Origin of the sequence: Nostoc sp. JL33, from assembly GCF_017114985.1 — a bacterium.
In the GTDB taxonomy this organism is placed as follows: domain Bacteria; phylum Cyanobacteriota; class Cyanobacteriia; order Cyanobacteriales; family Nostocaceae; genus Nostoc.
On record NZ_JABXKP010000039.1, the window covers coordinates 1 to 23,437 of the forward strand.

General features: G+C 42.2%; 19 protein-coding genes, 3 pseudogenes and 1 riboswitch. Of the genes and pseudogenes, 10 read left to right on the forward strand and 12 right to left on the reverse strand.

From position 1 onward, the window contains the following. Positions 1–178 precede the first annotated feature (178 nt). The gene (gene glyQ / locus HWQ23_RS09965) at positions 179–1,078 is read left to right on the forward strand and encodes a glycine--tRNA ligase subunit alpha (RefSeq protein ID WP_292827154.1); all 900 of its coding nucleotides are present in this window, start codon (positions 179–181) and stop codon (positions 1,076–1,078) included. 783 nt (positions 1,079–1,861) lie between these two features. Here the strand turns inward: glyQ and HWQ23_RS09970 are convergent. Next, positions 1,862–2,026, reverse strand: a pseudogene (locus tag HWQ23_RS09970) (transposase); the annotation flags it as partial. A 303-nt stretch (positions 2,027–2,329) separates the two neighbouring features. Between HWQ23_RS09970 and HWQ23_RS09975 the strand changes: the two are divergent. The 4 genes from HWQ23_RS09975 (at position 2,330) to aroF (ending at position 7,454) form a co-directional block, all read left to right on the forward strand. Then, on the forward strand, positions 2,330–4,681 hold the full coding sequence (locus HWQ23_RS09975; protein ID WP_292827157.1) for a ComEC/Rec2 family competence protein: 2,352 nt from the start codon (positions 2,330–2,332) through the stop codon (positions 4,679–4,681). Positions 4,682–5,297: 616 nt separating this feature from the next. After that, the gene (gene rpsO, locus HWQ23_RS09980; RefSeq protein WP_196526018.1) at positions 5,298–5,567 is read left to right on the forward strand and encodes a 30S ribosomal protein S15; all 270 of its coding nucleotides are present in this window, start codon (positions 5,298–5,300) and stop codon (positions 5,565–5,567) included. 12 nt (positions 5,568–5,579) lie between these two features. Continuing rightward, positions 5,580–6,050, forward strand: a complete 471-nt coding sequence (locus HWQ23_RS09985) for a PAM68 family protein (RefSeq protein WP_292827162.1) — start codon at positions 5,580–5,582, stop codon at positions 6,048–6,050. Positions 6,051–6,395: 345 nt separating this feature from the next. Then, positions 6,396–7,454, forward strand: a complete 1,059-nt coding sequence (aroF, locus tag HWQ23_RS09990) for a 3-deoxy-7-phosphoheptulonate synthase (protein WP_292827165.1) — start codon at positions 6,396–6,398, stop codon at positions 7,452–7,454. A 242-nt stretch (positions 7,455–7,696) separates the two neighbouring features. On the opposite strand, the gene HWQ23_RS09995 is transcribed toward aroF, so the two are convergent. The 3 genes from HWQ23_RS09995 to HWQ23_RS10005 all read right to left on the reverse strand — a co-directional run bounded on the left by HWQ23_RS09995 (position 7,697) and on the right by HWQ23_RS10005 (position 9,983). Further along, a complete protein-coding gene (locus tag HWQ23_RS09995) occupies positions 7,697–8,023 on the reverse strand; it encodes a hypothetical protein (RefSeq protein ID WP_292827168.1) in 327 nt (108 codons plus the stop codon). 469 nt (positions 8,024–8,492) lie between these two features. Then, complete coding sequence (locus HWQ23_RS10000) at positions 8,493–8,684, reverse strand: hypothetical protein (RefSeq protein WP_292827171.1); 192 nt, start codon at positions 8,682–8,684, stop codon at positions 8,493–8,495. Positions 8,685–8,717: 33 nt separating this feature from the next. Beyond that, the gene (locus HWQ23_RS10005; protein ID WP_292827174.1) at positions 8,718–9,983 is read right to left on the reverse strand and encodes an HhoA/HhoB/HtrA family serine endopeptidase; all 1,266 of its coding nucleotides are present in this window, start codon (positions 9,981–9,983) and stop codon (positions 8,718–8,720) included. 285 nt (positions 9,984–10,268) lie between these two features. Here HWQ23_RS10005 and HWQ23_RS10010 point away from each other — a divergent pair, with 285 nt between their 5' ends. Continuing rightward, a complete protein-coding gene (locus tag HWQ23_RS10010) occupies positions 10,269–11,162 on the forward strand; it encodes an ATP adenylyltransferase family protein (RefSeq protein ID WP_292827615.1) in 894 nt (297 codons plus the stop codon). A gap of 394 nt (positions 11,163–11,556) precedes the next feature. After that, the gene (locus tag HWQ23_RS10015; RefSeq protein WP_292827177.1) at positions 11,557–12,579 is read left to right on the forward strand and encodes a serine hydrolase; all 1,023 of its coding nucleotides are present in this window, start codon (positions 11,557–11,559) and stop codon (positions 12,577–12,579) included. Positions 12,580–12,593: 14 nt separating this feature from the next. Here the strand turns inward: HWQ23_RS10015 and HWQ23_RS10020 are convergent, their stop codons facing one another. The 7 genes and pseudogenes from HWQ23_RS10020 to HWQ23_RS10050 all read right to left on the reverse strand — a co-directional run bounded on the left by HWQ23_RS10020 (position 12,594) and on the right by HWQ23_RS10050 (position 17,971). After that, positions 12,594–13,427, reverse strand: coding sequence for an energy-coupling factor ABC transporter ATP-binding protein (locus tag HWQ23_RS10020; protein ID WP_292827180.1), 834 nt, complete (start codon positions 13,425–13,427; stop codon positions 12,594–12,596). Beyond that, complete coding sequence (gene cbiQ, locus HWQ23_RS10025; protein WP_292827183.1) at positions 13,402–14,214, reverse strand: cobalt ECF transporter T component CbiQ; 813 nt, start codon at positions 14,212–14,214, stop codon at positions 13,402–13,404. The genes HWQ23_RS10020 and cbiQ overlap by 26 nt, the downstream gene beginning before the upstream one ends. After that, positions 14,211–14,513 carry an energy-coupling factor ABC transporter substrate-binding protein gene (locus HWQ23_RS10030; protein WP_292827186.1) on the reverse strand — a complete coding sequence of 101 codons (303 nt, stop codon included), beginning with the start codon at positions 14,511–14,513 and terminating at the stop codon, positions 14,211–14,213. Before HWQ23_RS10030 ends, cbiQ begins: the two co-directional genes overlap by 4 nt. Continuing rightward, positions 14,500–15,276: an energy-coupling factor ABC transporter permease gene (locus tag HWQ23_RS10035; protein WP_292827189.1), complete on the reverse strand. Its 777-nt coding sequence runs from the start codon at positions 15,274–15,276 to the stop codon at positions 14,500–14,502. Before HWQ23_RS10035 ends, HWQ23_RS10030 begins: the two co-directional genes overlap by 14 nt. Before the next feature lie 26 nt (positions 15,277–15,302). Next, positions 15,303–15,515, reverse strand: a riboswitch (cobalamin riboswitch). Positions 15,516–15,544: 29 nt separating this feature from the next. Next, positions 15,545–15,814: pseudogene (locus HWQ23_RS10040) on the reverse strand (P-type ATPase actuator domain-containing protein); the annotation flags it as partial. A 43-nt stretch (positions 15,815–15,857) separates the two neighbouring features. Continuing rightward, positions 15,858–16,405, reverse strand: a pseudogene (locus HWQ23_RS10045) (hypothetical protein); the annotation flags it as partial. A gap of 60 nt (positions 16,406–16,465) precedes the next feature. After that, positions 16,466–17,971 (reverse strand): TonB family protein, encoded by a 1,506-nt coding sequence (locus HWQ23_RS10050; protein WP_292827192.1) that lies wholly within the window; start codon positions 17,969–17,971, stop codon positions 16,466–16,468. Between the two features lie 341 nt (positions 17,972–18,312). On the opposite strand from HWQ23_RS10050, the gene HWQ23_RS10055 reads away from it, so the two are divergent. The 3 genes from HWQ23_RS10055 (at position 18,313) to HWQ23_RS10065 (ending at position 22,650) form a co-directional block, all read left to right on the forward strand. Beyond that, positions 18,313–18,966 carry a MotA/TolQ/ExbB proton channel family protein gene (locus HWQ23_RS10055; RefSeq protein ID WP_292827195.1) on the forward strand — a complete coding sequence of 218 codons (654 nt, stop codon included), beginning with the start codon at positions 18,313–18,315 and terminating at the stop codon, positions 18,964–18,966. Continuing rightward, positions 18,950–19,354, forward strand: coding sequence for an ExbD/TolR family protein (locus tag HWQ23_RS10060; RefSeq protein WP_292827198.1), 405 nt, complete (start codon positions 18,950–18,952; stop codon positions 19,352–19,354). The genes HWQ23_RS10055 and HWQ23_RS10060 overlap by 17 nt, the downstream gene beginning before the upstream one ends. A 773-nt stretch (positions 19,355–20,127) precedes the next feature. Beyond that, positions 20,128–22,650, forward strand: a complete 2,523-nt coding sequence (locus HWQ23_RS10065; RefSeq protein ID WP_292827201.1) for an NACHT domain-containing protein — start codon at positions 20,128–20,130, stop codon at positions 22,648–22,650. 277 nt (positions 22,651–22,927) lie between these two features. Here the strand turns inward: HWQ23_RS10065 and HWQ23_RS10070 are convergent, their stop codons facing one another. Beyond that, entirely contained in the window at positions 22,928–23,383 is a 456-nt protein-coding gene (locus tag HWQ23_RS10070) for a globin domain-containing protein (protein ID WP_292827204.1), read from the reverse strand. Between the last annotated feature and the right edge of the window lie 54 nt (positions 23,384–23,437).

Genomic DNA, 23,437 nt, shown 5'->3' on the forward strand with positions numbered 1-23,437 from the left:
TCGCTCTTGTTTGGCTTCTCTCTCAGGCACTTATTCAATATAACGAACCTATCTTTATGTGTCAACTATTTTTCCAAAAAATATTTTGGACTGCTTTTGAGTCTCCTGAAACTGCCCACAGTGCCCGGTTGTAGGCAACAATGGTTTATGCACTGTGCTGAGTAAGGAAGGGTGAAGCGTGAATTTTCAGTCGGTAATAGGTTTATTGCATGAGTTTTGGGGCGATCGCGGTTGTCTTATAGCCCAGCCCTACGACATTGAGAAGGGGGCAGGTACTAAGAATCCCCAGACATTTTTAAGAGCATTGGGACCAGAACCGTGGGCTGTTGCCTACGTTGAACCGTGTCGTCGCCCGACGGATGGACGCTACGGCGAAAACCCGAACCGCTTCCAACACTATTATCAGTATCAAGTCCTAATCAAACCGTCGCCAGATAATATACAGGAGATTTATCTTGATTCGTTAAGGGCTTTAGGTGTTCGTCCTGAAGACCACGATATTCGGTTTGTAGAGGATAACTGGGAAGATGCGACGGTGGGAGCTTGGGGTACTGGGTGGGAAGTATGGTTAGATGGGATGGAAATTACTCAATTTACCTACTTCCAACAGTGTGGAGGAATTGATTGCCGTCCGGTGTCAATTGAGATTACATACGGGTTAGAGCGGCTAACAATGTATCTCCAGCAAGTAGAAGCATTTACAAAGATCCAGTGGACAGACAACATTACTTATGGAGATGTTTTCCTGCAAAGTGAGATTGAGCAGTGTATCTATAACTTTGAAGCGTCGAATCCTGAGATGCTGCTAACACTATTTAATTTATATGAACAGGAAGCTACCCAATTGACGGAGCGAGGATTAGTCTTGCCTAGCTTAGATTATGTAATGAAGTGTTCGCACACGTTCAATCTGCTGGATGCTAGAGGTGTGATTTCGGTGACGGAGAGAACTCGCTATATTGCCAGGATTCGGCATTTGGCTAGGAAAGTAGCTCATTTATATGTTGAGCAAAGGGAGAAGTTAGGTTTTCCGTTGCTGAAAGATTTAAAACCAGTCATACAGCCACCTGTTTTATAGCCAGTTATGTAGCACTTTTTGCACTGCCAGTCTTGCCACAGCCTGTTTCAGAGTCTACAGTTAAATCTTGTTTCCAATATGTTATTGATTGGCTGTTTTTGATTTCTACAAGCCGCACTCTTGTGCGAGCTTCTAGTCATGAGTTAGGATCTCTATATTTGAGTGGAATCGTGTTAAAATAAGGGTAGCCGCCGTCGGTGTGCCGGAGGCTTTAAACGCCTGTGGAGAACTCATAAGACCTGGATTACTCCAGGCGGAGATCGTTGAAGCTTTCCATCGCATGACTAAAAGTCATGCGAGGTTCAATCCAATTGTCTCTTACTGTTCTTTGGGTAATACTTTCATTGTTTTGCTAGAAGAGTTGATGTGTCTAAGGATGCAGGGCATCCAGATGCTCCTTCAGGACTTACGCACAAGTAAGGGGAAATCGAACCACAGAGGACGCAGAGGACACGGAGGAAGAAAAGTTTGAGAGGTTTTTTGCGTAAGTCCTATCTTTACTTGACTCAGGAAGAGGATGTTTGTAAAGTCGAATTTATTACTCGCCTGGGCGATTATAAGTCGCGACTACACAGATAAAACCTGCCTTTGCAGGTTAGCAAACCCTTGATTTTGCATTCTCTAAGTTGGGCATATTTTGATGATGCAGCTATTACTAAAGGTCAAAAATACCGTTAAATCTTGAGTCTAGAACATTAAGGCTACAAGTATAAGGCCCGCCTGTGCGGGCTTTATTTGTATAAATTGATGAACTATATTTATATCTGATTCCTAAACAAAAGCTTAAGCTGGCATTCGCTTTACCATCAGAGGAATCAATGAGCCATAAATCATTGCTTCACTTATCTGTGTGTACAACTCATAATCCTTACTCAAACGCCGAAATCGATTGAGCCAGCCGAATGTCCTTTCCACAATCCACCGCTTCGGTAATCGTTCAAATGTTTTCTCCCGAATAGCGCTGATCTACCCAAACAACTTTTAATTTAGACGCAAAGAGAATAAAGCAATGCTTAACTGAACTGTATTGGAGTATACTTCAGCACAAGCATAAAAATTTTTCGGCGTTGCTGATTAAAGAGATGAAAAGCTCACGCAGAGGCGCTCCAAGTGCAGATAGTAAGAGTTTGGAATATTTGATTTTTGAATTTCATAGCCAAATTCAGCAACGCCGATTTTTCTCTATTGCTGCGGTAGCTATTTTTAAGCCAGCTGCCAATTCGGGCTGTCAGGTGCTTTTACAAAAATCTTATGATTCAAACCAGTGGTGTAATTATTTGTCTTGGCTACATTTTCGGGTTGCTGTTTACAGCAGTTCCTTGGGGTGGTGTGTGGATTTTGATTCTGGGGATAAGCGGAGCAATTCTTTTTAGAAGACGCACCACTTCACGGCAACTTGCTCAGAAACCAGAAAATGCTGGAAGCAAAAATAAGATAGTGCCTAACACTTGGCATACTGCCCATCCTCGAATATGGCTAGCTGCCGGCTTAGTGGGATTATTGGCAACTCTATATCTTCAATGGCGAGTGCCGCAACCAGGTGCAAAAGATATTAGTCAGTTCGTTCCGCCTGGAAATAGCAATAATCAAGAACAACTTGTGATTGTTCGTGGCGTAGTGGCGAGTAATCCCCGCTTGACTCGCAGCCAACGGGGACAATTTTGGCTGGAAGCGACTCAGCTAGATGAGGTCAAAAATGAAAAAGGTTCAGCAGGTGTCCCAAAAGGGGTGACAGGCAAATTGTATGTGACAGTGCCTATACTTCAGGCTACTGGGTTATACCCTAGTCAACAAATTGCTGTGACTGGCATTTTGTACAAACCAAAGGCGGCTTCCAATCCTGGTGGTTTCGACTTTCAGAAGTTTCTCAAGCAAGAAGGAACGTTTGCCGGTTTAATTGGGCGACAGATAAATGTTTTGGATCAGGAACGTAAATGGGGATGGTGGAAAATCCGGGAGCGAATTGTGCGATCGCAAGTTCGTTGGTTGGGTATCCCTGAAGGCCCTCTTGTCAGTGCAATGGTTTTAGGTAGCAAAGCTGTTGATTTACCCTACGATATCCGCGACTTATTTATACAAGCAGGATTAGCTCATGCTTTAGCAGCTTCCGGGTTCCAAACTTCCTTGATTTTGAGTGTGATCTTACAGTTAACGAGGCGGGCAAAAAAAGGAACGCAATTTACCCTTGGCTTTTTGGCTTTAATTATTTTTTTAAGTTTAACAGGTTTTCAACCTGCGGTTCTCAGAGCCGTAATTATGGGTTTTGCGGCATTAATTGGTCTGCTATTAAAAAGAAAAGTAAAACAGTTTGGCTCATTACTATTAGCCGCAACTCTATTGTTAGTATTTAATCCTCTATGGATTTGGGATTTAGGTTTTCAATTGAGTTTTTTAGCAACACTGGGGTTAGTCGTAACAGTACCTGCATTAGTCAATCGACTAGGATGGCTACCACCTGCGATCGCTGCTTTGATTGCCGTTCCTCTAGCTGCCACGATTTGGACTTTACCTGTGCAACTTTTTGTCTTTGGGGTTGTACCATCTTATAGTTTGTTGCTGAATGTGGCTAGTACTCCATTAATTTCGATCATTAGTATAGGTGGAATCATCAGTGCGATCGCAGCATTAATTTGGACTGAGGCAGGAAGCTTCCTCGCTGGTGTGTTGCATTACCCCACTGATTGGCTAATTAAACTAGTGGAATTTTTTAGCAAGTTGCCAGGAAATTCTGTTGCTGTAGGCAGCATATCTAGTTGGCAGCTTCTGGCGATTTATGTACTGATTCTACTGGTTTGGTTAGTGCCTTGGTGGCAGAGGCGGTGGTGGTTTGCTAATGTGATTGCGGTTGGTTTAGTATTCATCCCCCTTTGGCATTCTACAAATACATTGTTTAGGATAACGGTATTAGAATCTGGTACGGAACCAATTGTAATTGTTCAAGATAGAGGTACAGTAACTGTAATTAATAGTGGCGATGAAGGTACAGGACGTTTTACAATCCTACCGTTTTTGCAACAGCAGGGTGTAAATCAAATCAATTGGGCGATCGCAACTGATTTCCAAGGCAATGAAAGTAATGCTTGGTTGGAATTACTGCAACGTTTACCAATTAAAAATTTTTATGAATATTCCCCTAAGCCAGATAATTCCATTGCAACTCAGGCAATTATACAAGGATTACAAAAGTATCAGGGTTCTTACGAACCTCTGGCAGTTGGTCAAGTTGTGAAAACGGGTTCAGTAGTGGCACAATTAATCAACGATCAATTACCTATCTTACAATTGCAAATTTTAGATCAGAATTGGTTATTAGTAGGTAATATCAAGCCTAAAGAGGTACAGCAACTAGTTAAAAGTGGGAGTTTGCCTCGTCCACAAGTGCTGTGGTGTTCCCCTCAGTCATTAAAAGATTTAGTTATTGCTCTGCAACCACAAGTGGCGATCGCTTCTTCTGCCAACTTTGATCCAAAAGCTTTATCTGAACTGAATAAAAGCCAAACAAAACTATTTTTTACAGGAAGAGATGGAGCTATTCAATGGACGCCTAATGGTCAGTTTGAGGCGTTTATTGAAGCAACAGAAAATAAATCTTCTATCTTATAAAAAACTCCCAAATTAAGTAAATTCAAAGGGGTATCAACGGGAGTATCCCATTTTTGCAAAAACATTAGATAGGAAGTTGACCATTGAAATAGGTAGAGCGAAGCTGTAGTATAAACGACGCATTGACAGGATTCCACTGATGACACTTTGCGCTCTAAAGACGTATTTATCTTTGAAACTTACTTGTTGGCTAAGTAACAACTATAGTTAAGTTAATGTACTTTTAATTTGCATAACCAAGGCGGGCTTTCCGTCCCACCCCACAAAAGTTTTACTTCCATGTAATATGCAACCTTTATGTCCAACAGCTTATTAGTCTTCATGAGTGGTAATCTGAAAGCTTCGATCAACGATTCAATAGCAGATCGCTTCATTGATAAACAAACTCTCACCCCTGCTAAACTTACGCTATAGTAAACCAGCCTGATGAAAGATATATTCTGGTTTTGGGAAGGCTCGATTTACCACCAGAGAATACTGGAGTCTGGCTCCTGACTTACTTAGTCTCCTAGAGTGCAAGGCGTAGCAGCAAAGATGATTCCACATCCAGCTTGATGGCTGTGATATTATGGGAGACTGCTGCACACATTTAGAAAAACTAGAAATTGAATCGATCATGGCTCTGACGCAACTGCGGAAACAAGAAATAATTTCCAACTACCAAGTTCACGAAACCGACACCGGTTCGTCCGATGTCCAAGTTGCCATGTTAACTGAGCGCATTAACCGCCTCAGCGAACATCTCCAGGCAAATAAAAAAGACCATTCTTCCCGCCGAGGACTGTTGAAGCTAATTGGTCAGCGTAAGCGTCTTCTAGCCTACATATCGCAGGAAAGCCGGGAAAAGTATCAAGCTTTGATTGCTCGCCTCGGTATTCGTGGATAGGGACTACCGCTTATGTCTGCTGAAGAATCTGAACGCAGTCGCTTACCCTTTGAACCAAACAAAAAGCGCCAAAAACCAGCAAAAACTCAAAGTAAACCAGTAGCACAGCCACAAGAATCTAGCAAACAGGCTGATAGAAAAACGCCTTACACCAAAGAAGAGACGACTATTCCCCAAGTAGTCAGCCAGAGGATGATCCGACGGGTAGCTGGATTTTGTGGTGTACCGACAGCTTTGGGCATTACTACCCTGGTTGTCAGCTATCTGCTTGCTATCTACTCCGACATCCAACTACCTCCCATCGCCGTGTTATTGGTGAACATGGGATTATTTGGTTTGGGGGTCTTAGGGATAACTTATGGCGTTCTCTCTGCCTCTTGGGATGAAGAAAGAGTTGGAACTTTGCTGGGCTTGGGTGAGTTCAACACCAATTGGGGACGGATGGTGGCAGTTTGGCGCGAAACTCGGCAAAAAAACTCATAATGAACGGCGCTCAGGTATTACGTAACTGCGGTATTGGGTAAATGAAGAAGTGAGGCACTCCGTTGGGCGGGTTTCCCGACTTGTTCGCGCAGCGTCTCCCCTTGGGAGAAGGAAGTGCCGAACCCGTGAATGTTGAAGTTGAAATTTTATAACTTCAACATTACTAATTAAAATTATATAATCTTTTTTATACCCCATACTCAGTTATTTAGTAGTAAAACTACTGACTGAGCGCTATATTTTGTAAATAAATTTTATTTTGAACTATTCATAATTAGGCTAATAGGCAACAATAAAGTTAGCCCATTTACAGAAAATTTTACTCAATTAATCAGGAACTTTCACATGATTATAGTAATGAAAAGTGGTTCCCCAGAGGCGGAAATAAACCGCATTGATGAGGAACTAACTAGCTGGGGGCTAACTCCAGAAAAAATTGTTGGTCAACACAAAGTAGTTATTGGTCTAGTAGGTGAAACCGCCAGCTTAGATCCACTACAAATTCAGGAAGTTAGCCCCTGGATTGAGCAGGTGTTGCGGGTGGAGCAGCCTTATAAACGAGCCAGCCGCCAGTACCGCCACGGCGAAGCTTCAGAAGTGGTGGTTAATACTCCCAATGGAGCGGTGGTATTTGGTGAACACCACCCTTTGGTAGTCGTTGCCGGCCCCTGCTCTGTAGAAAATGAAGAAATGATTGTGGAGACGGCGCGGCGCGTCAAGACGGCTGGAGCCACATTTTTGCGCGGAGGTGCATACAAACCCCGGAGTTCACCTTACGCCTTCCAAGGACACGGCGAAAGTGCTTTGGATTTGTTGGCGAGGGCGCGGGAAGTCAGCGGACTAGGTATTATTACAGAAGTGATGGATGCGGCTGACCTGGATAAAATTGTTGAAATTGCTGACGTGATCCAGGTTGGGGCAAGAAATATGCAGAATTTCTCCTTGCTCAAAAAAGTCGGGGCGCAGGCGAAACCAGTTCTCTTGAAGCGGGGAATGGCAGCTACTATTGAAGATTGGTTGATGGCGGCCGAGTATATTTTGGCAGCTGGCAATCCCAATGTGATCTTGTGCGAACGGGGAATTCGCACCTTTGACCGTCAGTATACTCGGAATACTTTAGATATATCAGTAGTGCCAGTGTTGCGAAAGCTGACTCACCTGCCAATTATGATTGACCCCAGCCACGGCACAGGTTGGTCTGAGTTTGTGCCTTCAATGGCAATGGCTGCGATCGCAGCTGGCACAGATTCCCTGATGATAGAGGTTCACCCCAACCCTGCCAAAGCTTTATCCGATGGGCCCCAATCTCTGACACCAGACCGTTTCGATAACTTGATGCAAGAATTAGCAGTAATTGGTAAGGCGGTGGGACGTTGGCAGCAACCAGCAGTAGCTCTAGCTTAAAATTCAGTTGCACTTCTTGCTAGGCATAAATATAGGACTTACGCATCAGTTACGGAATAACGAACCGCAGAGGCACAGAGTACACGGAGAAATCAGAGTTTCAGAGATATTTTGCGTAAGTCCTAAAATAAATTAAAGTTTGTAGTCAGGACTTTAGTCCTGATAAATTTGAAGAAGCGATAAATCGCTCACTACAAACTAGGATTTTATTGTATTTTTATTACGGGCGATCGCTTAGTTCGTCAAACACGCCGATCACGTTTTATGTCGCCAACAACTTTTTCCAAAATCCAGTTCTCTAATTTATCTGGATTTAATTGTTGTTGACGTGTAATTAACCGATTGGCAATTTCTTGATTGCCACTGAGTAAATTAAGAAGTTCTTTGTACAATGGATTATTCTTGGGCACTCCTTTTGGTTTACTAGGCTGCCTCTTCATTTTTTTCAGGTCTGGTAATGGCGTATCCAAGGGTGGAGACAGAGAAACTTCGGTTTGTATTTGTGGTGTTTTTGAATGTATTTGTTCCTGTGGTTTTTTGAGCTTCAAGTCACTAATAACTTGTTTCAAAACCCAGTTCTCAGATTTACCAGGGTATAATTGCCGCTGTTTTGTCAGTAATTGATTAGCTGTGTTTACGTTGTTGGTTAGAGCAATTAATTCACTGTGCAGATACTTGTTGTTAATGTCTATTCCTTCCTGAGTTACTTTGAATGGGAACCCTGGTGGAGATATTACTTGCTAGGGAGCTTTAGTTTTTAGTTTTGATGTATCTATCCCATGTTCCTTAAGTAGGAATTCGTACTCATCTATAGCTTGTCTGAAAAGCTCTACAGATTTTTGGTATTGGTCTATGGACTGCTTAAACTGTTCTGTTGATTGTTGGTACAGATACAAAGCTTTCCTCTGAAGCAAAAGCTTGATAATGCATATAACCAGTAAGAGGAATGCAAGAAATAAAGCAATCTGTAGCTCAAGGACGAGCGTAAGCTGCATAATGAATTTTGAGTTGGTAGTACAATACAAATACGCGGAATCTCTAGGTGAAGACATCAGAAAAATCCCGTATTTGTTTCAGGCTCATTGATGATGCACGTAGACCTTGCGATCGCCCGTGGTAAATGTATACCAATAAATAAAGCCCTCCTGTCATTAGTAGGACGGCTTTATTTTGAGCCTTCTTTGTTTTCTTGAATTTGATCACAAGCCCCAGATTTTTGAGACTACTCATTTACTACTCAAACAAAACGGCTCACCACAGCGATTACTGCACTTGTGTGGGGAAAGCACCAGGTTGTACAGCTATGTTAAGACTTTGCCCATTGCGACGTAATTCCATACGTAAATCGCCCCCGACTTGGCTATTTTCTACTGCTTTTTGAACACTGCTGGCATCTGTGACTGCTTGCCCGCCAAGCTTTTGGATCACATCCCCAGCACGTATCCCTGCTTTAGCAGCTGGTGAATTTGGCACAACTTTCACAACTAATACACCTTTATCTTCATTCACACTCAAACCGCTATTGGGATCTGAGTTGATATTTTGTTTTAGCTGAGGCGTTAATCCCACCATCTGAATTCCCAGATAAGGATGTTCTACTTTGCCTGTAGCTATTAGTTGACTGGAAATGCGTTGGGCTGTGTTGATAGGAATAGCAAAGCCTAATCCTTGTGCCCCTTGAATAATGGCTGTATTCATGGCAATCACCTCGCCACGGTAATTTAGCAGGGGCCCACCGGAGTTACCGGGATTAATCGCTGCGTCAGTTTGAATATACTCTACTCGCTTATCAGGAGCGCCAATTAGATTGCTATTGCGTCCGGTAGCACTGATGATTCCGGTAGTTACTGTATTATCTAATCCAAGGGGGTTGCCGATCGCGATCGCCCATTCTCCGGGTAGCAGTTTATCTGAGTTACCCAAGGCTACTAACGGTAGATTGTCTGCCTGAATCTTGACAACAGCAACATCGGTCAACTCGTCTTTTCCTAAGACCTTACCTTTAAAGCTACGCCCATCCTTGAGTGTTACTGTTACTGTATCAGCACCATCGACTACGTGGGCATTAGTGAGAATACGACCATCAGCACTAATAATAAAACCTGAACCAGTACCCCGTTCTACCCGATTCTGTGGTTGTTGTGGTATTTGAGAGCCAAAGAAGCGTTGGAAAAATGGATCGTTAAATTCATCTGGTACCTGGGTTTTTACGGTTCGGGAAGAGTCAATTCGCACCACAGCTGGCCCGACCTTTTGCACAACCTGTGTAACAAAGTTAGGATCTGTGGCGGCTGGCAATGGAGGAGCAGCATTGACTCGACTCACTGCCAAATTAGATGCACCCTGAGACACCTCCTGAGGGTGTCCAGCCATATAGCCGCCTGCTAATGTCATACCCGATCCCAGTAGCACCAGCGATAGAGAGGCGGCAGCCTTTTTCCAGGGTGCTCGATTATGGTATTTGGCATCAGCAGTGTTGGATAAAATGCTATTTGATGGGTGTTCTCGATCGCGAGATTGGTTTTGCATTGCTCTCTGGAAGGATATTTAGATGTATTACTAATGTAGATATTATTTGTGACAGTTTTGTTGCAGAGGTATTGCGTTACTGTGAAATGTTTGCTTTATTACACAAGTTGTTTTTAGATAGCCTGGATAAATTCCTGAACAGCGTTATATCGCCAGGCTTGGCGATATAACGCAGCAATAGGTAGGTTCTTCCAGGGTGTAACCACCGCCTTGTAAATATTCTAATTAACATGCTACAAGAAATTAAAACTGTTAAAATATTTCACCATGCCTGAAGGAATAAAAATGGCACAGGGGAAAATCTTACTTAAGCCTGGTACTTTATGGACAAGTGTCAAAGAGCAGACGGAACATGCTTTGCAATGCGGGGCGCTGCTGTCAATCCCGACGGAATTTGAATTTGTCGAACAGGATAACGTGCGCTTTTTAGTGCGGATTTTGTCTACCCTGACTCGCAAAAAAGCAGCCAAGGAGAAACAGGAAAAACAATCTGCTACTTCTGGTCAAGAGTTTAATCCTTTTTTGCCCTACGAAGAGGATTTATTTGTGGCGGATATCTCCGATACCCGTGTATGTATTTTAAATAAATTCAACGTTGTTGATTATCACCTGCTAATCATCACCCGTGCCTTCGAGGAACAGGAAAGCTTGCTGACTCTGGAAGATTTTACAGCTATGTGGGCATGTTTAGCTGATTTTGATGGTTTAGCATTTTACAACAGTGGTAAAACCGCAGGTGCGAGTCAGCGACACAAGCACTTGCAATTAGTGCCATTACCACTTGCACCTCTAGGGCCGCAGATACCTATTGAACCTCTGCTCACATCAGTACAATTTCAGAACTCGAACTCCATACCAAAACTTCCTTTTATACACGCTTTCGCACCACTAAATTCTAATTGGGTGCAGTCCCCGTTCACAGCAGGCCAAGGAACACTGGAAGTTTATCGCACCTTGCGACATGCTGTGGGTTTAGATGCAAGGCAATCTTGTGCTTACAATCTGCTAGCGACACGAGAATGGATGTTGATCGTACCGCGATCGCAGGAGCATTTCCAGTCTATCTCTGTGAATTCATTAGGATTCGCTGGTGCTTTGCTAGTGCGGAATGCAGCAGAAATGGAGATTCTCAAAGCCCAAGGGCCGATGACCATCCTCAAGAATGTTGCTGTATCCTAATTAAGTAGTAGTTTTTCACTCCCCCCATCTGTGAGAGTTTACAGTGTAGGGAAAATTATTAATTCTGTATTTCTTTAATCGGTTCAATTACGGGTGCTTTATTCATCCCCAACTAGTATGTATAAATCACTGCAAGCAAAACTCAAACTACAATCTTAATTTCTGACTATTTGTATAAATACATCAGTAATTGATGGGATACATATATGTAAATTTATTTATCTCATCTTCTGATTTGAATTCATAATTTTTATTCCCCAACTTGTAGTAATTTATGTTATCTATCTCTATTGACATGGGATATATTAGTGAATATTATGTCAATCAATCCGGATTTCATTTACTTGTCTGGAAATCTCTGTAAGCCAATCCAACACTATTCTCACAGCCCTACATGAAACCACGCTGGTTATTACTTAGTCTCACAAGTATTCTTCTATTGTCGTCGCCAGTAAAGGCGAATTCCAACACGAATCAAGTTGACAGCGCAGATGGCGGGAGTGGAAATCAATCAGATTTACAGCTACCAGAACTTAAATTCATTCCCCCAACTCCCTCAAGCGATTTTATCAACCCAACAGATACTCCTAAATACACTGGTATAGTTCCTCTAGGGCGTGAAATTTCGGAACTACAAACTCCAATTAAAGCATTAATTGCTCGCTACAGATTCCTGACTGCGGGAATCTTTTTTATGGACTTACAAACAGGGGATTATTTAAATATCAATGGCGGTCAAGCTTTTTCCGCCGCTAGCACAATTAAGTATCCTATTTTAATTGCTTTGTTTCAGGGAATAGATGCAGGGAGAATCAAACTAAGTGAAACATTGGTGATGCAACGTAAACACGTTACTGGTGGTTCTGGAGATATGCAGTATCGGCGCGTGGGAACTAAGATTAGTCTTTTGGAAACTGTAACTAAAATGATGACTATTAGCGATAATACCGCTACAAATATGATTATCGACCGTTTAGGTGGTAAGGCAAATTTAAATCAGAGGTTTCGCACTTGGGGATTACAAAGTACTGTGATTCACAATATGTTAGGAGACTTTAAAGGAACTAATAAAACTAGTGCCAAAGACTTAGTACGATTGTCAGCTTTGATTACAAATAATCAGTTAATTTCTCATAGAAGTCGCTCTCAAGTTTTAGCTATCATGATTCGTTGCCATAATAGAAGCTTACTTCCGTCTGGTTTGGGTTATGGGGCAAGTATTGCTCACAAAACAGGTACTCTGAGGTTTGTACTGGGAGATGCGGGTATCATTGAAACACCATCAGGTAAGCGTTATTTAGCAGGAATTTTCGTGCGAAGACCGAATAATGACGAGAGAGCAACAGCTTTTATTCGTCAAGTTTCTCAGATGGCGTATGGCTACTTCGAGCAACCAAAAGTTAGCCATCTACCTTAATTATTGACGTTTATTCAGAAAAAATTACGAAATAGCTCTAATATCCGTTTTCGGACTCGTTCTATAACTACTTCTTCCTCAGCAGATAGCCCATCAAATAACATCTCATACATCAATGGTACGCCCAACTCTAACTCTTCTAAAAGTGTACGCTGGCTAAATACATCTTGTGGTTTACCTTCTAGCATCAGTCGCCCTTTATCCATGACAAAAACCCAATCTGCCCAACGATAAACTAGATCCAAATCGTGGGTTGCCATTACTAAAGTAGTTCCATCTTGATGAATTTTTTTCAGGGTTGCTATCAAGTTCCGAGTATGTTTTATATCTAAATATGCAGTTGGCTCATCTAACACCAACAGTTCCGGTTGCAATACCATCACATCAGCTATAGAAACTCGCTTTTTTTGTCCTAAACTCAGATGATGCACTGGTCTTTCTGCTAAAGTAGTCAACCCAAATTCAACTAATGCTTGCTCTACTCGGTCTTTAATTTCTGGTTCTGGTAAACCCAAATTACACAAACCGTAAGATATATCTTCTTCAACAGTAGAAGCTACTAATTGTTGTTCTGGATCTTGAAATACTAGTCCAACCTTCTGCCGTAAGCTACCAAGATAATTTCTGTTATAAATTAACGGTTCACCACGCCAACGTACAATGCCAGAATCAGGTTTATATAGACCGTTGGCTAATAAGAAGAGTGTCGTTTTCCCACAACCATTCTGACCAATTAATGCACACCTCTTGCCAGATGGAATTTTCAGGGTTAAACCATTCAAAGCTGATTCCTGTGCGCCTGAATAGGTGTAATATACCTGCTCAAATTCGAGTAAATATTCCTGCATTTCGCCAAATTTCTAATCCTATTAATCCTACACAGCCAGAAATTGCTTCGATGATATATCGCCTTTGGGGACGATAGCGGCGAGGATGCCAAACTCGAAATTCACCCATAAAACCGCGTGCTTCCAGTCCGAGAGAGAACTGACTATATCGTTGCAAGGTTCGCTGTAATAGTTGTCCGATTAGTAGTGCTAAACTTTTCATACCACTACGCCAAGTGATGTAGCCACCACGGGAATTTTGGGCTGTCCATAATTCATTGGCTGTGTTCAGCAGAATGAAAATAAACCGATACATTAGTAATAACAAATCCGTTAAAAGCGCTGGAAATCGCAAGTAACACAGAGTTTGTAAAATTTCTGTAAAAGGGACGGTTAACATGAGAAAATATAAGCAAGAACCAGAGGCTAATGCTCTGGTTAAAATTCCCCATGCTTGGATACTGCCACTATGACTGATATAAATATAGAAGTGTCCGAGAGTTAGTCCATACCACGAATCTAATTGTACGCTTTGCAAATCAGCGATGCCAACTCCATTCACCATTAGCGCTGGTAAACTTGTCAAACAAAAAACTATGGTGAACAATAACAACCGGAAATAAATACCAGCCGGAATTCTTGCATAAATAACTGTCCAAACACCCATCCAAAGCGCCATCAATATTTGCACTAGCGGATGGGTAGCAAGGGAAATAGCAAGAGCAGTAAATGCAAAAATCAGTTTATGTTCTGGTGGCAATTTTCGCAGTCGATTAGTGTAAGCTAAAGTGTCTAGTTGTAGGCTCATTCTTCACGTTTTTGTTGTTGGGAACGTCCTTTATACAACCCAATTGCATAACCGACTACTCCAGCACCCAAAGCTGCTTGCGAGGCAAATAATAAGCTTGCTATTTCACCACTAGCTGGCTCCAAAAATGATTTAAACCAGGGTTTATATCCAGGTTGTATTTCACTAATAGCTTTTTTGGCATTATCATCGGAACCAGCAAATTGTCCACCACGTACAAATATTAACGGCGCAACTGCTAAAGCTAATACAGCTACCACCAACACCCAGTTACTCAACCCTTTTTTAGATTGACTCATTGCCACTTCCTCGTTTGATTAATTTCAACAATTCCAATTCTTGAGGATTATAAGATTGCAGCCAATTCCATACCAACACAGTTAGCAATCCTTCACTAATTGCTAAGGGAACTTGAGTAATGGCAAAAATTCCAGCGAATTTGGTAAAGGAAGCAATAAACCCACCAACAGGTGCAGGAAAAGCTAGGGCGAGTTGGATAGAAGTGATAACGTAAGTGAGTAAATCGGCGATCGCAGCTGCTAGAAATATGGCAATTTTTTGTTTACCACCCAACTTTATTGTCAGATTATATATCCAGTAAGCCGCAAATGGCCCAGCGATCGCCATCGAAAAAGCATTTGCACCCAGCGTCGTCAAGCCGCCATGCGCTAGTAACAAAGCTTGAAACAACAATACTAAACTACCCAAAACCGACATAGCAAGGGGGCCAAACAGCACCGCACCTAACCCTGTCCCCGTAGGATGAGAACAACTACCGGTGACGGAAGGGATTTTCAACGCTGACAGCACGAAAGTAAAAGCACCAGCCAAGCCCAGCAGTAGTTTCAGTTCCGGGTTAGCTTGGGTAATCCGAGTCAGACTACGCAATCCTAGTAGAAAAAATGGTAATGCCACAATCCACCAAAAAATTGCCCACTGGACTGGTAAAAAACCTTCCATAATGTGCATCGCGTAGGCGGGTTTGGGTAAACCAACAACTAGATAAAAACTGATAGCTGCCATCAGCGTTAGACTAACTAACGCCTGTTTTTTTCTTTTCATAATCTGTACCTCGCAGATTTATGTAAACGAATTGATTCTAACCGGCGGGCATCCTGACTCACTCAATTTTGGATTTCGGATTTCAGATTTTGGATTTTCAGATGGCTTCCTAATCCAAAATTTAAAATCTAAAATCTAAAATCGGTTTACAGTTGCGGGACAGCGCCGGATTTACACCGGACTTTCCCCCTTGCGTCCGATGGCTGCTCCCCATCAGAACCGATTGGAGTAACTATATCACCATTACCAATTTTGAGCAGCGATTTTTTATAATGGGAGTGTAAACTTCGACAAACTTATCTACCCATTGCTGAGAAGGTGCGCGGCTTCCTTGAACAACTTCAACTAGATGAATAATTTTTGCCACTGTTGTCTGATCAGCAGTGTATGTGACTTTTACCTCTAAAAAGCCAGTTTGATTTAATGTTCCCACAAAAATGCGATCGCTTATTTCTTTATCTTCAGGGATAAATTCTCCCGTAATTGGCGATTGGTTAATTGCTGAATTTCCAGATCCCACCACTCCATCTAAAGCAACACTGGGACATCTAGCAAAATCCTCCGTACTATTATCATAAATTCGAATCAATTATCTTCGGCAAGTCTTCTAAACTATAATCCAAGTCGATTTCTTCGGCGTGGTCTTTGATTTCATCACTCGCATTTGGGAGGCTTGATTGATAGAGTTTTAAGTGTTCGATAATATCACTAAACGTTAGTTTAGCTTGTTTAAGACTGGCAGCAATAAACCCAAGGGGATTATTCATTTCGTGAGCTACACCAGCAACTAAGTTACCCAGTGCAGACATTTTTTCACTTTGCACCATTTGTAATTGGGCGTTTTGCAGTTCTTGCTCTGCCCGTTTGCGTTCACGAAGTGCAGCTTGCTGTTCGCTGATATCCTGCACATTACCAAGAATTACCGCCTTCTTGTCGAGAACAATGTTGGTCAGCGTAATATCGGTAGATTGTAGAAGCGAGACTGAGTAGTATTCAACTCATCCAATGACTGCTCTAGCTGTTGGGCATAGTTGTGCGATCGCTCATACAGTTGAGCATTTTCCAGAGAAATGGCAGCTTGAGCGCAAACTAAATTGAGCAGTTCGACGCGATCGCTTGTGAACTCTCCAAGAGTTTGATTTGAGTGCTTTAGCGCTGGCTACAAACCTATCAAACTTAACTTAACATACTACTCCTGACTGGGAGCAGCAGGTTGCGATTGAGGTTGTTGGCGTATACGGCGCAAAGAGTCCCGCAACTTGTTCTGGCTAGTGTTATCTCTTCGCCGCCGCCGATTTGTGGTTACTTGTGGCTTTTGTGATGAATCGGTAGCCGCTCGTTCCGGCGCGATGGGGCGTAAGGAATCACTTGCACTTCCTTGAGTGCGAGTTGTCCTAGCTTCAGATGATGAGCTTGTAGCAGGACTTCCCCCTGTTTGAGGTTCCAGTCGGCGACTAAATCCAGATATTGCTGGTCTTGTGGCTGTAGCTTCATTAGATGAGGGTGTCAACTCTCTGCGCCTACGTCGTTTTGGAGCTTCCTCTGTGGAGTTGGCAGTAGTTGCTGCCTGCTGAGTTCTCTGTTCTGCTTCTCTTTGGGTTTTCCGTTCTTGAACTTGGCGCGATCGCCGTGAACCTTTTATGGCAAATTCAGTGGCTATAGATACTCCTTGTCTACCACCTTCTGCGGGTTTTAATTTCCACTCACGCGCTTGTCTGGCGGTTTCTTCATCTAATTCGCGGTTTCCACTGGAGCGAGCAATCCGCACATTGGTAACATTGCCTTGTGCATCAGTATCGACAGCTACTTCTACTCTGCCTTCGACTCCTCGCCGTCTTGCTGCCTCTGGATACTTGGCATTACATTCGCGGCAGGCTGCACGACCATTACCATCACCTGAACTGTTAATTTTTGGAGGTGTTGGTGCTGTTGGCGCTGTTGCTACTGTCGGACGGTTTCCTACTCCATTGCCAATACCACTACCAATACCACTGCCAGTTCCACTACCAATACCACTACCAGTTCCACTGCCAACTCCACTACCAATGCCGCTACCGGTACCAGTACCAGTCCCAGTGCCAATGCCACCGCCAGTCCCAGTACCAGTCCCAGTACCAGTCCCAGTACTGCTGCTTGTACCTACAGGAATACCACTACCTGAGCCTAAACCAACACCAGAGCCGCCACCACCACCACCGCCACCCGTCGAACTTGCTTTGGAATCTTCAGATAGAGATGATTGTGGAATCGGTGCAGATTTCACAGGAACTTCTGGTGCTACTCGTGGAATCGGTGCAGATTTCACAGGAACTTCTGGCTTGGTAGCAATTGCTTTTGGCGGTGTATTTGTCGGCTGTGGCTTCTGAGCGACTGCTGTAATCTGTTCAAATTGCTGCTGAACTTTTTCTACTGGTGGAGCTTCTATAGACTGTTTTTGGACAACTTCTGGTTGTTTTTTTATTTCTTCTGGAATCTGTGCAATTGGTTTTTCTGGTTCCGCAGTCGGAGAATCTACGATCGCCAACTCTATTGCGTCATCTTCTGGTGTGGGCACTCTCGTAAAATAATTACTTATGCCTGAGGACAGTACGCCGATATGCAGCGCCAGTGAACCGATCAGACTGTAAGTCAGAAAAGACTTGAGAGCCTCAACTTCTTTGGAACGTTGCTCGACAGTAATGCCGGAAAAGCTCATAGCTATTGCTACCTATTCTCACTAATTCAGTCATATTAGAATGTACGGTTACAAATATCAAGTCAACAATTAAAATTTATTCGGATAGCCTTACGGAACCCTGCACTAGCAAAAACATCTTTTAAAACCACCAATATCATGGTTTTTGGACAAAATTAATTTTTGTTTCAATTAAATAAAATTAATTTATGTAAAGAAATGAACAATTAAATAAAAATTATCAGCATTACATTTGAAAAAATTATCATTATATTTTATATTTTATTGAGAAAAACTTTCAGCTTTCCTCTAGATTCTGGTAGTCTGATTTTGTATTGTGGATGACGTTATAGAGGCACTACATGGGAATTCAGAATTTGTTTGCAGCAGGCGGTGTGGTCATGTGGCCCCTGTTGGCATTTTCGGTATTGGGTGGGGCACTGATCATCGAGCGGATCAGCTTTTGGGTACGGATTAATAAGCGTCAAAGCCGGGTGGTGCGAGATGTTTTGAATCTCTACCGTCTCGATAATGTTGTTGGTGCAATGGAGAAACTTCAAAAAAACGCAGATTTGCCACTCGCCCGGATTTTTCTGGCGGCTTTAGAATTAGAGGAGCCAAATCCAGAGGAATTTCGTTTGGCATTAGAAAGCGAAGCGCAGGCTGAGATACCTGTATTAAAACGTTTCCAAAACATTTTCGAGACAATCATTAGTCTAGCGCCACTGTTGGGTCTTCTCGGCACTGTGTTAGGATTAATAGCCTCCTTTGCTTCTCTAAACCTTGGTGATGTGGGAGGTAGTAAAACCACAAATGTGACATCTGGGATTAGTGAAGCTTTGGTAGCAACAGCATCAGGATTGGTCGTTGCTATATTCATACTCGTGTTTGCCAATACCTTTCGGGGATTGTACCAACGGCAAATCGCACTAATTCAGGAGTATGGGGGACAACTAGAATTACTCTACCGCCGTCGTTATCAACGAGGAGAAAAAACGTATGCGTCTACCAGATGAACCAGAACTTCCACTACAAATCAACGTTGTGCCGCTAATTGACGTGATTTTTGCAATTTTGACATTTTTCATCATGTCAACTCTGTTTTTAACGCGTTCAGAAGGTTTACCAGTAAATTTACCGAAGGCCAGCACAGCGAAACAACAGCAAGTTCCCACTAAAATTACGATTACGGTAGATGAAAAAGAACAGGTAAGCCTGAACCGTAAACCAATTGCAGTTGATGATTTGACAGCGCAAGTGCGGACTTTAGTTGGTTCTAACCCAGAAGTGTTAGTGATTATTAATGCTGATGAAAAAGTTGATTATGGTCGGGTGGTGGCTGTGATGGATCGGGTTCGTCAGGTTAAAGGGACAAAATTAGCGATCGCTACCCAAAGACAATAAGTAAGAATATTGTAGATCAGAAGTTCAGAGAGTCAGCAAAATTCTATGTTCTGACTCCTAACTCCTTTTTGGATGATGACTACAGTGGCGATATCTACTACCAGCTACCCTTACGTATCTGCAATTGTTGAGATATAACTTTAAATAATAATTGTTATTAACTGTGAATGGTTGCCACTCTCCTAGCTCAAAGCCACGCAGATTCTTGGTTCAACCAGTCTACTTAGCCTAGACCCCTTTAAATATATAGCAAATCCTATTTGATTTCCTTCAAATCACAAGACTCAGATCCCCGACTTCTCTAAGAAGTCGGGGATCTCGTTGTTCACAAATAATTAAGTAGGGCTATAGTGAGAAGTGTTTGATCAGCGTTTAGATTATTCGACCCAAATCAACATTTTTTAGCGATCGCTAAAACTTGAATCTAAAAAATTTACACCGGGAAGTCGTGACGCACAAGTTGCAGAAGTTGTAAATTTTTGGTACTAAAATCCAGTATACCAACAAATTGAAGACTGGTTGGAAGATGTTCCCTATTTGATTGCTCCTGGGAAAGGAGTTTATCCATCAGTTTAAGGTGGTGCTTATGAATCTTGGGATGCAACTTCAATCGGAACCCCAATCTTTTCTGGTATAGCAGCGTTAATCTTAGAGAAGTATAGTAAGCAAATTCCAGCATTGGATTTAATTGACGCACTGTTCACAAGTTGTAAAGATTTGGGACATGACAAGGAACGCCAAGGTAAAGGTTTAATTAAGGTAACCGCAGCCCTATGAAACTTAACGAAAGTCAAATTGCCAAAATTGACCCTCTGCTTAAAGAAGTACTGATGAAAGCTAAGGGAAATAAAGTGATTCGAGCAATTATGAGTTTAGGGGATGAAAATCAAATTAGATTAAATGCTAGCAATTCATCGCCGGAACCTCAGCAATTTACATCATCTGAGGCTTATCGACAGGCATTAATTGATCAGCGTAAAAGCCAACTAACCGAAGTGCTGTGTGATACTATCGAAGAACTCCAGCAACTTTCTTTGAAACCTGTTGGAGGTGAACTCAGCAGCGTTGTGGTTGTAGAAGGTTCGGCTGATGCGATTTTGCGCTCATTAGCACTGTCTGGAGTTAACCATGTCACTTTAGATCAGCTGATTGCACCCCCGGAAGTTGTACCAGATGCAGCGATTAAACATTTTGCTGATATTTATATCAATACACTTGATCGCCCTTTAGATCAGAAAACCACAAAATTAATTTATCAAGCATCTGAGCAATATATTATTAACTACCACAGACGCCATAACAAGTTGCAAATATTGGGAATGCAACAACCTGTAGATTTGGATTCAATCTACATAGCTGTGCAATATTTGCAGCCAAGTGATATTTGGCGATTGGAATCAATTGAAGCTTTAGACAATCTTTTTTGCGAAGCTGGAAAACGCGAATTTCAGCCTGAAGATGCTGATCAGCAACAGGGCATTAAAGTTGCCAATCAGCAGCAATATCTGATGGTACTTGGGGCAGCAGGTGCAGGTAAATCTACATTTTTGCGGAAGATAGGATTAGAAGCACTCAAGGGAAAATCTGGTGAATTAGAACATGAATGTATTCCGGCTTTCATTGAATTAAAACTATTGACTGATAGAGAAATTAATCTTGAAGAAGCTATCAGACAAGAAATGCGATTGTGTCAGTTGCCATTTGAGGCAGAATTTACTACCAAAGCCTTACAACAAGGTAAGTTATTAATTTTGCTAGATGGTTTGGATGAAGTATCAACCGTAAACAGCGAATTATTAATTAGGCAAATTCAAATTTTTGTTGAGCAATACAAAGAAAATAGGTTTATTCTATCTTGCCGGACTGCTGCTTATAAATCGCAGTTTAGGAATTTGATCGAAATTGGGATTGTAGATTTTGATGATGCTCAAATTCAGCAGTTTATTCAAAATTGGTTTTCTTCAGAGGTAGATAGAAAAGCCGGAACTGCTGATAATTGCTGGGGGTTAATTAACACCCAAGAATCAACTAAAGATTTAGCTCGATCTCCTGTATTGTTAACTTTTCTCTGTTTAGTGTATGACGAATCTCAAGACTTGCCTAAAAACCGAGCTACGGTTTACAGTGATGCTATCGATATATTACTCAAAAAATGGGCAGCTGAAAAACGCATTCAAACCGATCCCACTTATCGTCAGCTTGACATCGATTTAGAGAAGATTATACTAAGTGAGATTGCATATTACAGCTTTAAATCACAACGGCTACTCTTATCTCACCAAGAACTTGTGAGTCAAATTAAAGAGTTTCTGCACAATAACGACAATGCACCCAAAGATTTAGATGCTGAGACAGTTATAAATGCTATAGCTATTCAGCAGGGAATTTTAGTAGAACGAGCAAGGGATATCTACTCGTTTTCTCATGTGACACTACAAGAATATTTAACAGCAGAATATATTAATCACCATCGTCAAGTTGAAAAATTAGTTACTGAACATCTTATAGATACACGCTGGAAAGAAGTGTTTTTACTAGTAGCTGGGTTAATGCGAGGTGGTGCAGATGAGTTAGTGCTGTTGATGGAAACAGAAGTGCAAAAGTACATTAATACACCGAAGTTGCAAGCGTTATTAAACTGGGCAGAACAGGTAACAGTTGGAGATGAAGGTAATTATAAGCCTGTGAGTAAACGTGCAGCTGCGATCGCGATCGCCAACGCCATCGCCAACGCCAACGCCATCGCCAACGCCATCGCCAACGCCAACGCCATCGCTTACGCCAACGCCAACGCGATCGCCAACGCCTACGCTTACGCCTACGCTTACAGCTACGCTTACAGCTACGCCAACGCCTACGCCAACGCCAGAGCCTATGCCTATGCCTATGCGATCGCCTATGTCAACGCGATCGTCAACGCCAACGATATCGCCAACGCCAACGACATCGCTAAAGCTATCAACTACTCTCGTGAACTTGAAAAATTAAAAATCTTCAATAACATCAACTTTACTGTCCTGATTGCTCGACTAGAAGCACTCAGAGATAAAGTTACTGATGATCAACAGCTACGAAAAGCGCGTCTGATATTTGCTGAACGCCTCCAAAAAACTTTAGTTAATGCTTTCAATCTCAATCCAGAAATGGTCAACTTATCTGAGGAAGAAGTGAAAGCACTCGGCGATTATCTCTACGCTAATCATCTGATAATCGAGTGCAAACAAGCGGCTGTGCAGGTGTCACCCCAAACTTGGGAAGCGATTGAGGCGCGAATGTTCTTGGTTCCAATCGGTTAAGCAAAGAAGAATTCAGCAATCTTTGAGTGGAGGATTTAGCGCAAAGTCGGAGTTACCCCAATCCGGTTTGGATAAGGTTTTTTGATGACACGCCGCTAATCGCAAAGACGCGATAAATCGCCGTCTTTACAACAATCAGTCCTTTGTAGAGACGGCGATTTATCGCGTCTCTTACCTTAACGTAGCACTGCTACGTCAAAACAATTCTTTTTCACGCCTATGTCTATTAGGTTTGCGTATATCAACTAACGAGTCGCCACCACACCAAGTTCTCTCGTTAGGAATGCATAAGTTGTTTTCCCTCTTCATCATATATGTCATGTTCTCGATGAATGAAAACCTCAGACAAAACCAGATAAGCTTCAGTCCAAGCTGTCATCACTTCTTCTGTAGCTGCTTCCCCTAAAATATCTTTCATCGCTTGCAGTAAACTTTCTCCGACAATAGGATACTGTTCTGGTGTAACATGGGTCTGCACATGGCGATGGGCAATCTTTTCAACCATCGACTTTAAAGCAGGTAGATTATCAATTTGGGCAGCATAATTATAAACTGCTGTAGCCAATCTTGCAGGCTGAGAACCATTTGCTTGAGCAGACATATTAAATTGTTCTTTCATTTCTGGATGATTGTGAAACATAATTTCATACATCCGAATTGTGATTTGTTGACCGTTCTTTTTCAAGACAGGTGCTGTAGATTTGACGATATCTATTGTTTGTTGGCTAATCATAGTTTTTTGAACGACTTGGAATGTTGATTGATTCCACTCTAGTGGTTATTTTTA